17 protein-coding genes are annotated in these 17,156 nt (G+C 43.6%); 6 read left to right on the top strand and 11 right to left on the bottom strand.

The features are described from left to right. Positions 1–50: 50 nt before the first annotated feature. Positions 51–590, bottom strand: a complete 540-nt coding sequence (locus ACLI08_RS00810; protein WP_411426552.1) for a hypothetical protein — start codon at positions 588–590, stop codon at positions 51–53. 150 nt (positions 591–740) lie between these two features. Here ACLI08_RS00810 and rsmG point away from each other — a divergent pair, with 150 nt between their 5' ends. The 3 genes from rsmG to ACLI08_RS00795 all read left to right on the top strand — a co-directional run bounded on the left by rsmG (position 741) and on the right by ACLI08_RS00795 (position 3,469). Beyond that, complete coding sequence (gene rsmG / locus ACLI08_RS00805) at positions 741–1,367, top strand: 16S rRNA (guanine(527)-N(7))-methyltransferase RsmG (RefSeq protein WP_411426551.1); 627 nt, start codon at positions 741–743, stop codon at positions 1,365–1,367. A 396-nt stretch (positions 1,368–1,763) separates the two neighbouring features. Beyond that, a complete protein-coding gene (locus ACLI08_RS00800) occupies positions 1,764–2,654 on the top strand; it encodes a helix-turn-helix domain-containing protein (RefSeq protein ID WP_411426550.1) in 891 nt (296 codons plus the stop codon). Between the two features lie 77 nt (positions 2,655–2,731). Next, a complete protein-coding gene (locus ACLI08_RS00795; RefSeq protein WP_411426549.1) occupies positions 2,732–3,469 on the top strand; it encodes an SDR family oxidoreductase in 738 nt (245 codons plus the stop codon). Between the two features lie 128 nt (positions 3,470–3,597). Here ACLI08_RS00795 and pruA read toward each other — a convergent pair whose 3' ends face one another. From pruA to ACLI08_RS00745, 10 genes are all read right to left on the bottom strand, one after another. Continuing rightward, positions 3,598–5,223 carry an L-glutamate gamma-semialdehyde dehydrogenase gene (pruA, locus tag ACLI08_RS00790; protein WP_411426548.1) on the bottom strand — a complete coding sequence of 542 codons (1,626 nt, stop codon included), beginning with the start codon at positions 5,221–5,223 and terminating at the stop codon, positions 3,598–3,600. 393 nt (positions 5,224–5,616) lie between these two features. Next, a complete protein-coding gene (gene apaG / locus ACLI08_RS00785; RefSeq protein ID WP_411426547.1) occupies positions 5,617–6,003 on the bottom strand; it encodes a Co2+/Mg2+ efflux protein ApaG in 387 nt (128 codons plus the stop codon). 111 nt (positions 6,004–6,114) lie between these two features. Then, entirely contained in the window at positions 6,115–7,383 is a 1,269-nt protein-coding gene (locus ACLI08_RS00780) for a DUF5103 domain-containing protein (protein ID WP_411426546.1), read from the bottom strand. 191 nt (positions 7,384–7,574) lie between these two features. After that, complete coding sequence (locus ACLI08_RS00775; RefSeq protein WP_411426545.1) at positions 7,575–8,342, bottom strand: class I SAM-dependent methyltransferase; 768 nt, start codon at positions 8,340–8,342, stop codon at positions 7,575–7,577. Between the two features lie 51 nt (positions 8,343–8,393). Beyond that, complete coding sequence (locus ACLI08_RS00770) at positions 8,394–8,765, bottom strand: GxxExxY protein (protein ID WP_411426544.1); 372 nt, start codon at positions 8,763–8,765, stop codon at positions 8,394–8,396. Positions 8,766–8,828: 63 nt separating this feature from the next. Next, entirely contained in the window at positions 8,829–9,647 is an 819-nt protein-coding gene (gene map, locus ACLI08_RS00765) for a type I methionyl aminopeptidase (RefSeq protein ID WP_411426543.1), read from the bottom strand. A gap of 45 nt (positions 9,648–9,692) precedes the next feature. Further along, positions 9,693–11,093, bottom strand: a complete 1,401-nt coding sequence (locus tag ACLI08_RS00760) for a TolC family protein (RefSeq protein ID WP_411426542.1) — start codon at positions 11,091–11,093, stop codon at positions 9,693–9,695. Between the two features lie 12 nt (positions 11,094–11,105). Next, positions 11,106–12,467: an HlyD family secretion protein gene (locus tag ACLI08_RS00755; RefSeq protein ID WP_411426541.1), complete on the bottom strand. Its 1,362-nt coding sequence runs from the start codon at positions 12,465–12,467 to the stop codon at positions 11,106–11,108. Positions 12,468–12,471: 4 nt separating this feature from the next. Then, positions 12,472–14,130 (bottom strand): peptidase domain-containing ABC transporter, encoded by a 1,659-nt coding sequence (locus ACLI08_RS00750; protein ID WP_411426540.1) that lies wholly within the window; start codon positions 14,128–14,130, stop codon positions 12,472–12,474. Further along, positions 14,127–14,807, bottom strand: a complete 681-nt coding sequence (locus ACLI08_RS00745) for a TetR/AcrR family transcriptional regulator (protein WP_411426539.1) — start codon at positions 14,805–14,807, stop codon at positions 14,127–14,129. The genes ACLI08_RS00750 and ACLI08_RS00745 overlap by 4 nt, the downstream gene beginning before the upstream one ends. 142 nt (positions 14,808–14,949) lie before the next feature. Between ACLI08_RS00745 and ACLI08_RS00740 the strand changes: the two genes are divergently transcribed. The 3 genes from ACLI08_RS00740 (at position 14,950) to ACLI08_RS00730 (ending at position 17,156) form a co-directional block, all read left to right on the top strand. Further along, on the top strand, positions 14,950–16,227 hold the full coding sequence (locus tag ACLI08_RS00740; protein ID WP_411426538.1) for an acetyl-CoA hydrolase/transferase family protein: 1,278 nt from the start codon (positions 14,950–14,952) through the stop codon (positions 16,225–16,227). Between the two features lie 120 nt (positions 16,228–16,347). Continuing rightward, positions 16,348–16,509, top strand: a complete 162-nt coding sequence (locus tag ACLI08_RS00735; protein WP_411426537.1) for a hypothetical protein — start codon at positions 16,348–16,350, stop codon at positions 16,507–16,509. Between the two features lie 65 nt (positions 16,510–16,574). Next, the gene (locus tag ACLI08_RS00730) at positions 16,575–17,156 is read left to right on the top strand and encodes a hypothetical protein (RefSeq protein ID WP_411426536.1); all 582 of its coding nucleotides are present in this window, start codon (positions 16,575–16,577) and stop codon (positions 17,154–17,156) included.

Raw genomic sequence — 17,156 nt, 5'->3', positions numbered from 1 at the left:
CTGTACAAAGATAACTGCTGAAACAATACCATTAACCATTACAGCGCGTTTCATTTGATATTGATGTTTTGAGGTGAATCTGCTTTTTTAAATTTCAATATTATTATACTGATTCCCGTAATTACTAAACCTGCTAGGATGCCACCCCCTAAAAATATCAGGAAAGGCGAAAATGAAAACCCTACCGACCAGCCACTTCCTGAACCCCCATTCGTAACAAGCCAATTCATTCCTATACCAAAATTCATCAGCAATAATATTGTAAATATGGCCCAAACTTTATGTTTAAGTCTCTTAAGGAGTAAAACGAAAGGAAGGATAGTTGAAAAAAACGACATTATCCAGAAAGCCCACCAATACGATCCCGTTGCGCGCTGTTGAAATGCCGGATTGTTTATAAGACAAACTATCAAATAAAGCAGACCCGTAGTAGCGTAACCAATAATCAGCCAACGAATGATTTCTTTAGCAATTGAGTACAGTTCTTTTTCATAAAAAAAGGAAACCAGTTTCACAAATAGTAAACCTATTAGCAAGTTGTTAAGAACAAATGTTTGGTAATTGCTCAATATTTCTGTTATTGTTTCCAAAGATTAATTTGCGTTCCTTTTTAATTAAATGTACTGGTTATCAGTCTTGCATCACGGGAGCCAAAGATAAATATTAAACCCGTATGTAAAGGCATTGTTAAGCGGTAATTTCATCACGGAAATGTGTACTTTTGTCAAAAATTTAAACCCATGGAGGAAATTTTACAGTATTTCCCTAACCTTACCGATACCCAAAAGGCGCAGTTTGCCGCACTGGAAGGGCTGTATAAGGACTGGAATGCCAAGATAAACGTAATTAGCCGTAAAGATATAGACGAACTCTACACCCGCCATGTGCTGCATTCGCTGGGTATAGCTAAGGTTATGGAGTTTGTGCCCGGCGCAAGCGTGCTCGATGTGGGTACAGGCGGAGGCTTTCCGGGTATTCCGCTGGCCATACTGTTTCCTGAAACCAACTTTTACCTGGTAGACGTTATTGCCAAAAAAATAAAGGTAGTGCAGGAAGTAGCCGCAGGGCTTGGCCTGAAAAACGTACGCGCCGAACAAAAACGTGCCGAAACCATTAACGAGGAATTCGATTTTATTGTAAGCCGTGCCGTAACTAATATGCCTGATTTTGTAAAATGGGTGCGTGGTAAAGTAAAGAAAGACCAGCAGCACGCCCTGCCAAACGGCATACTGTACCTTAAGGGCGGCGACCTTACCGAGGAGCTTGCCGTGTTCCAAAAGGTTACGATTTACAACCTGCCGGATTATTTTGCAGGCGAATTCTTTGAAACCAAAAAGGTGGTGCACCTTGCTATGAAGTATAAATAATTTAGGAATTTTTTAATGTAACAGTGTAATAATGTAACAATGTAACAATGTGGCAATGTAGCAATGTAGCAATGAATAAATGTACCAATGTAATGCTCCTAATTGCTACATTAAAAAAATGTTACATTAGCACATTATATACAGGCACCTGCCATACACCGAAACATAATTGCTACTCATCTAAAAACAACCTATCTGCCGGTTAATGTGCTGTACATTTGTATCAGAATCAGGGAACAAACCTGACACAGACACGAAGTAAAGTTTTTTTTCATAATTGGTTTTGATTGGTTTTTGAAAATGCCCTGTATACCCAAATACAGGGCATTTTTTTTGTTCATGATGTGATACGCTCCTCCTAAAGCAGCGTGTTATTAAAAACCGTAGCTTTGGAGGATGAATACCTTAACTGATACACAGATACCCGTATATTCGTTGCAAAGCTCAGGCATTAAGGGGAATATGCATTTTGAAATTGCAGAGTGCATAGCACTTACCAATTTTCAGAAAGAACTTTTTTTTGTACCCCATCGTAATGATTTTTATAAATTCATTTTTATGCGGCAGGGCAAAAGCCGTCATTGGGTAGACATGGTACAGTATGATGTGGCACCAAACCGCTTTTACTTTTCCTCTCCTCGCGAGGTTATGCTCAAAGAAAATGGCGGACAAAACGATGTTATAGCCATCTGTTTTACGCAGGAATTTCTGGAGCTTGAAGAAAACCGTGTGCTAAGGGAGCTGCCTATTATAAAAAATCCTTACAATGGGCATGAGCTGGTGTTGTCTGCTGAAGATGTTGCTTTTTTAAACGATATATCGTACAAAATACTCGATGAATTTAATGATGAAAATACATGGAAAAACAGTATGCTGCTGGCCTACTTACAAGTACTCCTAATCCATCTTAGTCGATTATATACAGAGCAGTTTGCAGACCGTGGGACTTCCCCGGAGCGCGAATTGCTTACCAGGTTCTATGAACTTATTACAGAGAACTTTGCTCACATGCATGATGTGGCAGGCTACGCAGCCAGGGTAAATCTTTCGCCGGGGCATTTTAGCGAAATAATAAAGGCGCAAAGTGGTAAAACTGCCATACAGCACATTCATGACCGCTTGCTGCTGGAAGCTAAGCGATTGTTGTTCCACTCAGATAGTTCTGTAAAAGAAATAGCCTTCGCGCTTGGTTTTGAAGACGCTTCTTATTTTAACCGTTTCTTTAAGAGGCTTACAACCCAAACACCGGCAGTCTACAGGGCGGACATCCGTAAAATGTACCATTAAAACCTATTTGTGTGCCACGACCGGGCATTACCTTACCGCTAATTTTGCCTCTGTAATAACCACAAAATAAATTTTGTATGAAAAAAGTTCTCATTACAGGGGCTAATAAGAGTATAGGTTTTGAAACGGCACGTATACTGCTGCAACAGGGATTTTATGTATACATAGGTAGCCGTAGCTTACAAAATGGCGAAGAAGCAGTAAACAAACTTAAAGCTCAGGGGTTGACTAATGCAGAGGCTGTACAGCTGGATGTTACTGATGATGCTTCGGTAAAGGCAGCACGCGAAACTATAGGCAGTAAAACCGATGTGCTCGATGTACTTATTAATAATGCCGGAATAAGCGGTGGAATGCCACAGGCACCTCTAACCGCGCCTATAGAGATGTTTAAATCCGTGTATGATACTAATGTGTTTGGTGTAGTACGGGTTACACAGGCGTTTGTAGACCTGCTTCAGAAATCTGATGCACCACGTATTGTAAATGTTAGTTCAAGCGTAGGCTCATTAACGCTAAACAGCGATCCTTCCTGGCCATATTACGGGCTAAATGCCGGTGTATACAACTCCTCTAAGGCAGCATTAAATATTTACACCGTAAAGCTTGCTTACGAACTTAAAGACACCGCGTTTAAGGTTAATGCTATAGACCCTGGGTATACTAAAACGGACTTTAATAACCATAGTGGCCCTGGATCTGTAGAAGTAGCAGCCGAACGCGTGGCCAAATATGCCATGATAGATAAGGATGGGCCGCATGGTAAGTATTTTAGCGAAGAATCAAACCCTGAAACGGGAGAAATTCCGTGGTAAAAATAACCGCATCAGGTTTTAGTGAAAAAAATAACAGATGAAATAAGAATAAAAACAATCAAGCCTGCCGAAATACATCGGCAGGCTTGATTGTTATGAGATTGTTTCGTTCCTCTCAATGATAAAGATTATCCCAGGAACGGATACCTGTAGTCTGTAGGTGGTACAAAGGTTTCTTTAATGGTGCGTGGCGATACCCAACGGTACAGGTTCAGTACAGAACCGGCCTTATCGTTAGTACCACTAGCGCGTGCACCGCCAAAAGGCTGCTGGCCTACAACGGCGCCCGTAGGCTTATCGTTTATGTAGAAGTTACCCGCAGCGTTTTCAAGCGCTTTTGTAGCTTCTTCGGCAGCATAGCGGTCCTGGCTGAAAATAGCTCCCGTAAGGGCATACGGACTGGTGCTGTCTACCAGTTTCAGGGTTTCTGCCCACTGTGCGTCTTCGTACACGTATATGGTTAGTACCGGGCCAAAAAGCTCTGTAGTAAGGGTTTCGTAATCAGGGTTTGTGGTAACAATTACGGTAGGTTCTATAAACCAGCCAACCGATTTATCATAACCGCCGCCCACTATTACTTCTGCCTCGGCAGATGCTTTTGCGGCATCTATGTATTTGGCAAGTTTGTCAAATGAATTTTCGTGGATTACCGCCGATACAAAGTTGCTCATGTCTTCTGGCGAACCCATTTTAAATGAGTTGATGTCTTTTATTAGAAGTTCTTTTACCTCAGGCCAAATTGATGCAGGGATGTACGCACGCGATGCCGCCGAACATTTTTGCCCCTGGTATTCAAAGGCGCCACGGCTTAGTGCGGTAGCTACTTCGGCAGGTATAGAAGACGGGTGTGCCAGTACAAAGTCTTTACCACCGGTTTCGCCTACTATACGCGGATAGGTTTTGTATTTGCCTATGTTTTGGCCTATCTGCATCCATATATCGTTAAACACACCGGTAGAGCCGGTAAAGTGTACCCCGGCAAAATCAGGGCTGCTTATAAGCGTTTCGCTAATCATAGAGGCGCTACCGTGTACCATGTTTATAACACCTGCCGGTAAGCCTGCCAGTTTAAACACTTCCATAATTACCTGAGCGCTGTATACCTGGCTGGCACTTGGTTTCCATACCACTACGTTACCCATTAGGGCAGGGGCAGCCGGAAGGTTACCCGATATGGCTGTAAAGTTAAACGGCGTTATGGCATACACAAACCCTTCAAGCGGGCGGTACTCCAGGCGGTTCCAAATCCCTTCAGACGATATAGGTTGTTCTGCATAAATCTGCTGCATAAACTGCACATTAAAACGCAGGAAATCAATAAGCTCACAAGCCGAATCAATTTCTGCCTGGTGCACGGTTTTAGCCTGGGCTATCATGGTAGCCGCGTTTATTTTGGCGCGGTACGGGCCTGCAAGCAGTTCGGCCGCTTTTAAGAATATCGATGCACGGTGCTCCCAGCTAAGGTTAGCCCATTTTTTGCGGGCCTCCATAGCGGCAGTAACCGCTTGTTCTATGTGTTGTTTTTCGCCCTCGTGGTAGGTACCTACCACTTTTTTATGGTCAAACGGTGGGCGGATGTCTTTGGTTTTTCCGGTTCTTACTTCCTGAGCACCTATGTACATAGGCACATCTACGGTAGTATTATATAGTGCTGTAAAGGCAGCCTGTACCTGTTCTCTTTCTTTAGAGCCCGGGGCATAACTTTTTACAGGTTCGTTCACGGCCTTCGGCACGTTATAAATTCCTTTTGGCATGTTGTTCCAGTTTTTCGTTTTTCGTTTTGTTTGTCGGCAAAAAAATATTTTGCCTCACAAAGTTACAAAGAACCATTGTAACGCCCAATAGGGTATTGGCTTGCCATGCATAAAACTTTTTAGCTGTGTACTGAAGTCGCTTCTTCAGTAAACAACTGTAAAGTAGCTATATACGTATTTTCGGCATGGAGTATGTTTTTTGGCAGAAAATGGCAGTAAAATATAATGCTATTGCGGAAGAATAATCGGCAGTTCCTGTAAAAACAGGTGTTTCGAAAAGTGTTAAAACACGAAAATTCATACCAAAAAGCGGAAGAATAAATGCTGCTAAAATGCTATAGTACCTGTTGAAAACTTTGTGGTATGTCTTTATTATGCAAATTTATTTCGCGACTAATTTAGCGCAAAAGGAGCACTAAGGCGAAATGCCGGAATGTACACTTTAAAGTTTCGGGTAGTGGTAAAATTGATCATGCTAAAGTAGCCCTTCATAGCACCGAATGGCGATGAAAGCAGGCAACCGCTGCTGTAGGTATGCTTTTCGCCGGGTTTTAGTACGGGCTTTTTACCTATAACCCCTTCGCCGTCTACCACTTCAAGGTCGTTTAGCGAGTCCAGGATTTCCCAGTGGCGGGTATTAAGCTGCACAGAGTCTTTGCTTTGGTTTTCTATGGTAACATGATAACTAAAGGCAAACTGAATCCTGTAGTTTTTAAAGTACGTGCCTTCAAAACTGGTTGATACAGAAATTTTTATGCCCTGGGTTATTTGAGATACCATACTGCGGCTGTTTGTTTAAGCAATTTTCATTACAAAGATATTAAATTTAGCTGAAGCCCGCCACCCCGAATTAGTTAAATTAAGGCGAACTTAATTTTAACTCTTTGGTTATTAGTTAATAATGTTTAGCGAGCTGGCAGTACCACGGCCTATAACACGGTCATAACGGTCGTTATTCATACGGTAGTACACCAGTATGTCGTACTGGTTTTCGGTTTGGTAATAATTGCCGTCAGGGGCGTTTTCACCGTCTACCGTACCGTTTTTATTGGTTAAAATATACATGAAATTGGTAAAGCCCTGCTTTATTAATATCGCCTTTTCGTAGGTGTTTTCCTTTTCGTTATAATCCAGCTTGTACTCGTCGGTTTTGGCATAGTTGTTAAACATACCGCCCACATACACCGCTTTTTTATTGAACAGCAATGGCGCGCTTAACTTAAAGAATACCCAACTGTAATCGCTCTCTATGCTGCTGTCTTCCACGCTTGGCGCGCTGTTTTTAATTACAAAGTTTCCGTTTACATCGGGCCAGTTTGTGTAGGGTTTGCTGCCCCGTGCTTCATTGGTATACAATACGGTATTGTACAGGTCACCTGCGGTAACACGAAGCACATTTGCCACTGCATTACGTATGTTTTTGTTTTCAAAGTACAGGTATTCGTTACCGCCCCAAAACTGCGTTTCCTTATTGTACTTGTAAATAAGGTCGTTAGCTATGGTGTACTGGGGTTTTACGTTGTAAATCGCATTATCAAACCTGCCGTTTTGAAACAGCCCTACTTTTACATTGGTAAGCGGACTCTGAAACAGTACGCTCTCACTTTTTATGGCAAAGTCCAGGTTTTGAGCCTGTTGTATGGTAGCCATATCGCGCGATCGTTTTACCTGTACCGGCACGCTTACACGGTCTTCATAAATAATCAGCTTTCGGCTAAATACCACATCCCGGTCCTCGTTTAAAATACTTATCATATAGTTGCCGCTCAGCTTAATAGAGGTAAACTTGTTTGGGAAGCTCAGCATGTAGTGGCTGTATATCTGCAGGGTGTTAAACGAGTTATTATAGGTTTGTATCCTTTGGCTGTCAAACCCCTGAAGGTAGTCATTTACGCTGAGTTGGGTACTGGGCGTCCAGTCGTAATTGCAGTGCTGTATGCTGTAATAATAGTTGGCCTCGTTACCAAAAAGGTCGTCAAATTGCAGTGTAAAGTTATCGCCAAGCTTTATAAACGGAAATACGTTTTCACCGTTTTGCACAAACGAAACGGTTTTTATATTGTAAGGAGGGGCTACTTCGGTTAGTACATCCTGCGCGTTAAGGCTTATGGAAAATAACAGAAAGGCTATAGCTGCAAGCCTGTAAAAGGGCTTTGTCATGTCTTTATTGTCTTGTAATTGTACATTATGTAACGTAAAGATAGCAATAATAGTTTTTGCGGCTTTGCCGAATGTGATTTAGGGCTAATTTTTAAGAAACAGCTTTTGTTTTATTTTGCCCTGAATTTGTTTATAATGTAAAAAAAGCCGTACAAAACTGCACGGCTTGGTATATGTTTATTTTAGTTATTTCAGTCTTTAAAACAAACCGGTATTATTTCACCTTTGGCAAGGCAGTAGCGCTCTACATCCTGCGGGTTAAGGGTAGTAGTGTAATCAGTTTCTACCACACGAAAACCTATGCTGCGCAGCTTGTTAAAGTAATCGCGGCCGTATACTCTTACGTGGTCGTACTGGCCAAAGATGCGTGCACGCTCCTTAGGGTCAGTAATGCTGTTGTCTTCAAAAGTGGTTGCACGGCTCAGATCCTGAGGGATTTGCAGTATTGCCATGCCTCCGGGTTTTAATACCCTGTAGAGTTCCTGCATGGCTTTTGTATCGTCTGGAATGTGCTCTAACACGTGGTTACACAATATTATATCGTACTCATTGTCCTTAAACGGCAGGTTACATATATCTGCCTTAACATCGGCCAGGGGCGAGTAAAGGTCGGTTGTGGTGTAATCAAGGTTTTTCATACCCCGAAACAACTTATAAAACGCCTGTTCAGGAGCAAAGTGCAGTACTTTGTGAGGCGCGGTAAAAAAGTTGGTTTCGTTTTTAAGGTACAGCCATAAAAGCCTGTGGCGCTCTAATGATAACGTGCTTGGCGACAATACGTTATTACGCTGATGCCCGTACCCATATGGTAAAAAGCTACGGAAGCTGCGTCCGTCTATAGGGTCTGTATACGTGCTGCCTTTAAGGCTTAGTGCCAGCAGTGGGCGTGCCACATAGCTTAAGCGTATAAGCAGTGGGCGCGGTATGGTATTTAGTATAAGTTTAAAAAGTTTTTTCATCTGTTATTACACAGAGATATACGGAGAAGTCACGGAGATGCACGGAGCTTCTTAGATGACAAAACGTTTAATCCCGTCTTTTAAAATTTTAGTATGAAAGTTTATTAATAACCCCACAGGATAACCTCCAAGTTTAAGATAAGTAAGTATTTGAGCGTAGTGTACTTCAGTAAAGCATTCTACTGTTTTAAGTTCTACGACCAAGGTCTTTTCCACTAATAAATCGATTCTATAACCATGCTCAAGTTTTACATTCTTATAAACAACAGGCATTGGCTTCTGTACTTCAACATGTAGACCGCTTTGCAGCAATTCATACAGGAGACATTCTGAATAAGCCGATTCAAGAAGCCCTGGTCCCAAATGTTTATGGACTTCCAGTGCATGACCAATTACAACACCTGTTAATTCGTTATAAATCATAGTTCCCTCCGTGAATCTCTGTGACTTCTCCGTGTACCTCTGTGAAATTTATGAAACAACTAACTACACCACTAACGGCATCTGCCTGAATTCATCTTCTTCGGTGCTGTTTATACCCAGGGCTTTATAAATATATTTAAACGTACTGAGTAGTTCAGGCTTACCGTCTACTAGGGCTACATCGTGCTCAAAGTGCGCACTTGGCTTGCCATCGCGGGTAGAAATCGTCCAGCCGTCTTTAAGGGTGCGTACGTTTTTAGTACCCATGTTAATCATAGGCTCTATGGCAACTACCATACCTTCTACAAACAGCTTACCACGACCGCGTTTACCGTAGTTAGGCATCTGCGGGTCTTCGTGCATTTTTCTGCCCAGGCCGTGGCCTACCAGCTCACGTACCACACCATAACCGTGTGCTTCGGTAAACTTTTGTATGGCACTGCCCACGTCTTCCACGCGGTTGCCTATCTTAAATTCGCGGATACCTACATACAGGCTTTCCTTTGTTATCTGAAGTAGTTTTTTAGTTTCAGGGTTTACATTACCTATCTCAAACGTATAGGCGTGGTCACCATAAAAGTCATTTTTAAGCGCGCCACAGTCTACAGATACTATATCTCCGTCTTCTATAGGGCGGTTTGTAGGCAATCCGTGTACCACCTGCTCGTTTACACTGGTAAGCAGCGTGCTTGGGCAACCATACAGCCCCTTAAAGCCGGGTACGGCACCGTGGTCGCGTATGTATTCTTCAGCCAGTTTATCCAGTTGCAGCGTGGTAACGCCCGGTTTTATTTCTGTGGCCAGCATACCCAGTGTTTTACTCACTATAAGGGCGCTTTCGCGCATCAGTTCTATTTCCTCGCGGGTTTTAGGTATAATCATTTTTCAAAACAAATAAGGCTGCAAAAGTAACTAATTTCTATCACTTTAATCAGGATTAGCCAGTAATTTAAACAAGTCGGCCTTGCTGAAAAAATAGCGGTTTTCCAGGCTTATCTGTTGCAGGCGCGCGCTAATCAGGTTGTTTTCGCGCGTGTTTATAAGAAAGAAAGAGCTTTCGCCAAACGAAAACAACCGTTCTTCTGATTTCAGCATAGTGCTGTAGTCATTCACCAAACCGCTTATAACCTCGCGTTGCTGGCCCACGGCGCTAATTTCTGCCTGCTGCGCATCTATTTTGTTTTTTAGTTGCAGGCGTTCCTGGGTAAGTTGCAGCGAAGCATCCTGTATTTTAATCTTTGCCAGCTTTAGTGCACCACGTTCTTTCCTCAGGAAAATAGGGAAGGAGAAGTTTACGGCAAACTTATAGTCTTCCATACGGAAACGGTCTACATACGAAGGCTCAGAAATGTAGTGGTACCCCACGTTGAGTTTGGGTAACAGCATATTGGCCTTTAGTTTCCGTTCTACATCCAGTATAGATATTTTAGTTTCAAGTGCCTGTAGCTTAGGGTGGTTGGCCAAAATACTATCGGTTTGCACAATGCCGCCGGAAATCAGCGACTCGTCTATAATAGCCGAGAGGTTTTCCTGAGGGGCCAGGGTTTCGCGCACCTCTACCGGCACATCTTCAATCCACAGGTAGTTAGACAGTTCCAGCCGGGCCTTGGTCAGTTTCAGTTTCGCGTCGAGCAGGCTCATTTTACGGCTCTTAATGGTAATGCCTGATTCTACGCTGTCTATAGCGGGCTTATCGCCGCGGTCTATAAGTGTGAGTATATTTTTGTAACGCTCCTCTGCATAGGTAAGGTAATCGGTATACATCCTTGCTTCCTGAAAAGCCTTGAGCCAGTTAAAGTACGCCGCAGAAGCATCATACAATACCGCTACTGCCTGTATCCTCCGTTCTGCTACGCTCAGCTGCTGCTGCAATTTTGCCGAACGCACATCGGCCATGCGCTGGTTAATAAACAGGCCCTGGCCTATGGGTACCGTTACACCCAGTGAGGTAAGCCCGGCGTTTGGCAGGGTATTTTGCGGGTTAAGGTATACACCCTCGCTGTTGTCAAACGCGGCCTTGATTTCTATACCGTACCAGGTAGGTATTTTAAAGCTGCTGCTTAGTAGCGAGTAATACTCTTTATCCTTAAACTGCTTGGTGTCATAATCTACCTCTATCTTTGGGTCGAAACCCCCGCGTGCCTGTAGCAGGGCAGCCTGGGCTTTACTAAGTTCCAGGTTAGCCCGCTTAAGCACCGGATGGTATTTTTTTACATACCCCAGGTACTCGTCAAAGCTCAGTACGTCTTTGTTAAGTTCCTGTGTATGTGCATTTGTGCTGAAGAGCAGCAAGGCACACAGGGCAATCAGTCGTTTTATATTTTTCATAAATATCGTTCCTTATTTTTTGTCTTTAGCCGCATCTTTGCCTCCGGCAGCATCTTTAGGCTGGTAATAGTTTGGCGGGAAGCCGTTTAGCGTACGCCATATTTCATACCACACCGGCACGTTATCCAACAGTGCTATGGTTTGAGATCCTGCGCCTATGCTCAGCTGTTTAGGCCATGGGTGCTCATCCTTATCGGGCGAAATAAGTATGCGGTACTTACCGTTAGGGCTTATAAAAGTTTCTATAGCTACCACACGCCCGCCAAAAGTACCATACGATATGCCGGGCCAACCCGAGAATACTATAGTAGGCCATCCGTCAAACCAAACTCGTACCTTAGCGCCTTTGTGTATAAGCGGCAGGTCTATAGGGTTTACGTAGGTTTCTACAGCAATATCATAGCCTGCCGGCATAATGCTTACTACCGCAGTGCCTTCCTTTATGGTTTCGCCAAGACCGCCCAGTATAGCCTTGTTTATATAGCCGCTTTGTGGCGCTTTTATGTAATACAGGCCGTTTCTTATACTGTAGTTAATGTACTGGTTTTGTAGTTTGTTTACCTGTGCTTTAGTTTCGTACTGGCTGCTTATGGCAGTGTATTTGTCGCTGTTTGCCTTAGATACCTTTTCAGAGTACTCTGCTATAATACGGTTGATTTCAACCTGCGCATTTATCAGGTCGTTTTTAGCCGCCAGGAATTTATTTTCCTGTGTAATAATCTTTGCCTCAGATTCCTGTAGCTTAAGGCGTTTTTCCTCCACGTCGGTAAGCGGTTTCAGGCCTTCGCGGTTAAGGCTTACGGCACGGTTAAACTGTGTTTCGGCTATCCTAAGCTGGGTGCGTGTAGCTTCCAGGTCTATACTGTCACTCTTTACTTTAAGGCGAGCCTGGCGTATTTTGTTCTGCGCCTGTTGCAGTTTAAGTTTCTGTTCGCTTTGCAGCGAGCCTATCTGGGTTTCAAGTGCTTTTACCTTACCACCGTACGATTCCAGCGACATTTTTTTGGCGTCAACCTGCTCGCCGGTATTGGCCACCAGGTTCGGGTCAAAGTAATCTTCCTTAATCTCTGAAAGGAACAAAATCGTATCGCCCTTTTTTACAAAATCGCCTTCCTTTACGTACCATTTTTCTATACGCCCGGCTATGGCACTGTGTATGGTTTGCGGCCTTTGGTCTGGCTTTAGCGTGGTTACGGCACCTGTGCCGCGGATGCTCTGTGTCCAGGGTAAAAACAGCACCAGTACCAGCACCGTGCAAATGCCCAGTATTATTTTTCGTAGTATCTTATAGTGCGGCCTGTTGCCCAGTTCCATTACGGTTCTATATCGGCTGCCGTCAAACTTTACGGGGTTTTTGTCAGATATGTTTAGCATGGCCTTAAATTTTTATGTCTGTAACAATAGTTCCTTTATCCATTTCTATGTGCCTGTTGCAGCGTTGCCTCCAATAACCGTTTACTGAAGATACTACCACTGTCCAGTTATGCTCAGGGGCAAATAAAAAGTCTACAATCTTCATTGCGCTTTCTTCGTCCATACTCTCTGTAGGGTCTTCCAGGAATAACACCTGTGGCTTTTTGGCTATGGCTCTTGCCAACATTATTTTGCGGTTTACCGATGCCGTAAGCTGTTTGCCAAACGGAATGATATTAGTATCTAACCCCAGCGGAAGCGACTTTACAAACCCACTAAGCCCTGTATTTTCTATGGCCCATTTTACACGCTCGTCTGTTATGGCAGGGTCATTAAGGGTAATGTTTTCCAGCAGGGTACCTTCAAACGGCGTTTCGCCTTGCAGCACTACACCGGTAAGGTTGCGGTACTGGTCGTTATCGCTTTTGTTCAGGTTGTTTTCATTTACATAAAATATACCCGATGTAGGCTGAAGGTAACCGCTAAGCAGGCGTACCAGGGTGGTTTTGCCAGAACCGTTGCGTCCGCTTATAAATACCTTTTCGCCCGGTTGTATTTTCAGGTTAATGTTACTCAGCGCGTTTTTATCGGCATCCGGAAAACGGAAACTAAGGTCTTCAGCTTCCAGCGCAATGCCGTTTTCGCACTGTAGTTGTTTAGCCGTGTGGTCTGGCTCCAACTCTAAATCGGTAACCTGACCTATTTTTTCAACCGATGTAAGCACGTCATACAAAGTTTCAAGCCCTATAATGGTTTTTTCAACCGAGTTTAGCACCAGCAGGATAATGATTTCGGCAGCTACAAACTGCCCTATGTTCATTTTCTGGCTCAGCACCAGGTAGCCACCTACCGATAGCAACCCCGCAGTAATCAGTACCTTAAATATTATAAGCTGTGTATACTGCCTTTTTATAATGCCAAAGTGTTTTTCGCGGCTGCCCACGTAGTCGCCCGCCAGTTTGTCGTTTCGCATAAGGGCGTAGTCTAAACCGGTTTTGCTTTTAAAGGTAAAGCGGTTACGTGCTATTTCCTGTAGCCAGTATACGCCTTTGTATTTGTACTTTGATTCTTTAAGGCTGGTTTCCACACCGTCGTTAAACGAAAACTTAAGTATGGCATACAGCAATAAAAACAACAATACCCCAAAGATGATAAATACCGGGTGGTATAAAGACAGTAGTATAATACCCAGTAGTATTTGCAGCAATGCCGTAGAAAAGTCTAACAACAGTTTAGAGGTACCCTTTTGTATGGTAAGGGTATCAAAAAAGCGGTTAGTAAGCTCCGGCGCGTACTGATTGTACAGTTCTTTATGGCGTATCTTCGGCATGCGGTAAGCAAACTCAAAGGTGGCGCGCACAAATATTTTCTGCTGAAGGTTTTCTGTAATGCGCAGCTGCATAAGTGATAGTACGCCTACCAGCGCTACACCCAGGGTAACCATAATAACCAGTACTATCCATGATACGCTTACCTGCCCGCCTTGTATAAAGTTTATAATGGCCTGTATGCCCAGCGGTAACGACAGGCTTATGAGCCCGGCAAAGGCAGCGTAAAATATAATCTGGTACACGTCTTTTTTGTCCAGCTTCAGTAAGTTGTAATATCTTTTTAACGGGGTCATAGTGAATTTTTTAGCGCGTTTTCGGTAAGGTTAATATAAAATTCGGTGGGGCTTATCATATCGTTACAATTGGTTAACGACTGAAAATGGGTCTTCAGGAAATGCTGGTGCAGCGCCCCCTGTATAATGGTACTTGCCAGGCTCTCGGCAAAGGCGTAGTGTGGAGCGTGTTCTTTAATTATGCCGGCCACACGCTGTATTACGCGTTGGTAAATTTCAAAAAAGCCCAGGCGGTTTTCCTCGTCTACTTCTTTGGTAAGCAGTGTCTTGGTAAAGTTATTTATAATTATCTTTTTAAGCACTGATTCGTCTATATGTTCTGTAGCCTCATCATCGGCGGTTTCTTCGGTAACAATGGTAATGGCGGTTTTTAGCCGGTCTGCCGCTACAGCCATATTTGCCACGCCAAATACCAGCCGGTACTCTATCCAGCTCCAGTACCATGACGATAAGTAAACCAGCAGCTTGTGCTTGTTTTCAAAATAGCGGTATATAGAGCTTTCGTTACTCTCTATGCGTTCGCCCAGTTTCTTAAATGTAAAAGCCTCAAATCCTATTTCGTGGATAAGCAGTATGCTTTCCTTCAATATCTTTTTGCCCAAGGCAGAGGTCTCCGGGTCTTTTATATATATGTTATCGTTTATCTGAAGTTTCAGATTTGACAGTACAAATCTCATCCTGAAATTATTTTACGCAAAGTTAATAGTATTACTATCATTTATGCAAGATGAACTATTGTTAAATAATGTTTAAAAAGATGAGTTTTATCATATTTTACCCTGTTAGAGCGTGCTAATTTTGCTGTATAAGTTTTAGGTTATGAGCAAATATGTTACCGCTGCCCAGGCTGTTATTGCAATTCAGCCGGGCGACAGGGTGTACGTGCAGGCGGCTGCCGCTACCCCTAATATCCTTACGGCTGCACTTGCCGAAAGGGCTGCCGAATTACGCAACGTGGAGGTATGCCACATGCACACCGAGGGTCCGGCACCGTATGCCGATCCTGCGCTGGCAGGCAGTTTTCATGTTAATTCGTTCTTTATAGGTAAAAATGTACGCCACACCCTTGCCGCCGGAAACGGTAGCTACACCCCGGTATTCCTTAGTGAATTGCCGCGTGTGTTCCGCAAAAAGGTATTGCAGGTAGATGTGGTTTTTATACAGGTTTCGCCACCCGATGCGCACGGATATGTGTCGCTTGGTGTATCGGTAGAGGCTACGCGGGCTGCCATAGAAATGGCGCAGCTGGTTATAGCGCAGGTAAACCCGCGTATGCCGCGCACCTTTGGCGATAGCGTGCTACATACATCTGCCATTGATTATATAGTAGAGGCAGATGTGCCGCTGTACTGCCAAAAACCGGTAGAAATAAATGATCAGGAAGCTAAGATAGGCGAGTACGTGGCATCATTAATAGAAGATGGCAGCACACTGCAAATGGGTATAGGCTCTATACCTAATGCCGCGCTTGCCAAACTTAAGAACCACAAAAACCTTGGGCTGCATACCGAGATGTTTTCAGATGGGGTTATAGATCTGATTGAAAGCGGGGTCATTAACTGCGAGCAGAAAGGTGTGCTTAAGGGTCGTGCCCTGGCTACGTTTCTTATAGGGTCGCAGCGGTTGTATGATTTTGTAGACAATAACCCTTTTGTAGAAATGCGCGAGTCGTCTTTTGTAAACGATACCGCAATAATAAGGCGTAACCCTAAAATGGTAGCCATTAACTCGGCCATAGAGGTAGACCTTACCGGTCAGGTGTGCGCCGATTCTATAGGGAGCCGTATGTACAGCGGTATAGGCGGGCAAATGGATTTTGTACGCGGCGCTGCACTAAGTGAAGGAGGTAAGGCCATTATAGCGCTGCCATCAGTCACTAAAAACGGGGAAAATAAAATAGTGCCGTTCCTTAAAGAGGGGGCGGGTATTGTTACCACCCGCGGGCACGTACAGTACGTGATTACTGAATATGGTATAGCCGACCTGTACGGTAAAACATTAAAACAGCGCGCTAAGGCCATGATAAACATAGCACACCCTGCGCACAGGGAAAGCATAGAAGAAATATACTTTAACGAGTTTAAAAGTTGTATTTAGTTTTATAGTTGTAGTTGTGATAACCTGCCGGTAATGGGTGAACCCGGCGGGTTTCCTTTTTTTATAGAAGTAACGTTTGTTTTTTATTACATTAGTAATGTATAGCAACATATTTTTACCATGAAATCAAACGACATTATTTTTATATTGGCACTGGTGGGTATCTGCCTGCTGGTTAGCTGGCTTATCAGTCTTATATTTCACCTTATATTTTATCTGCCGTTACTTGCCGGTGGACTAATAGGCTACTTTGTGGGTTACTACAGGGGCAAAAGCAGTTAACGTTTATCCTCACATAGGTGCTTTGCCTATATTTACCAAACCAAATTAAAACCGATTATACTACAATGAAAAAACTTGTTTTGCTGGTTGTAGCTGCTGCCGGTATCAGCGCGTGTTCGCTGGGTCCGCGCCTTATTTACGGCGCTAACCGTAACCTTACCTTTGATACACGCCAGGATGTTGCTGCTTTTTATCAGAAAAAGAATGACTTTGATACAAAAGAGCTGTATTTTTTTGAAAACAGCGCAGATTACTATGCCATAGTGGGCGATACTACTAAAACCAAGTCGTTACCGTACTACGGCATTGCACTGGGTGATGATAAAATGGTAGCCGACCCCCGCGAAAAAAACACCTGTGTAGGCGTTACAGCGCGCTATATGCAGGCGTATGACCCGGCTAGCCCTACCGAAGCAAATCCGTTTAAGGGCAGGGTACTGCGAAATGTAAACGGCGAACCGCTTACCTTTTCGGTCAGTGAGCCTACAGTGGTGTTGTTTGGTCATTCTAATCTTGGCCGTGCGTTTAAAAGCGACCTTAAATATTATAAAGAAACGGCCGCCGCTTCGGGTAAAAAATTCCGTTATGTAGTAGTATCATTGGATATTCCTAAGTCAGATAACCCAATGTGGAAAGCCGGTAAATAA

This window comes from Flavobacterium sp. RNTU_13 (assembly GCF_046614455.1).
Taxonomy (GTDB): Bacteria; Bacteroidota; Bacteroidia; order Flavobacteriales; family Flavobacteriaceae; genus Flavobacterium.
This window is presented reverse-complemented; position numbering and strand designations above follow the sequence as displayed.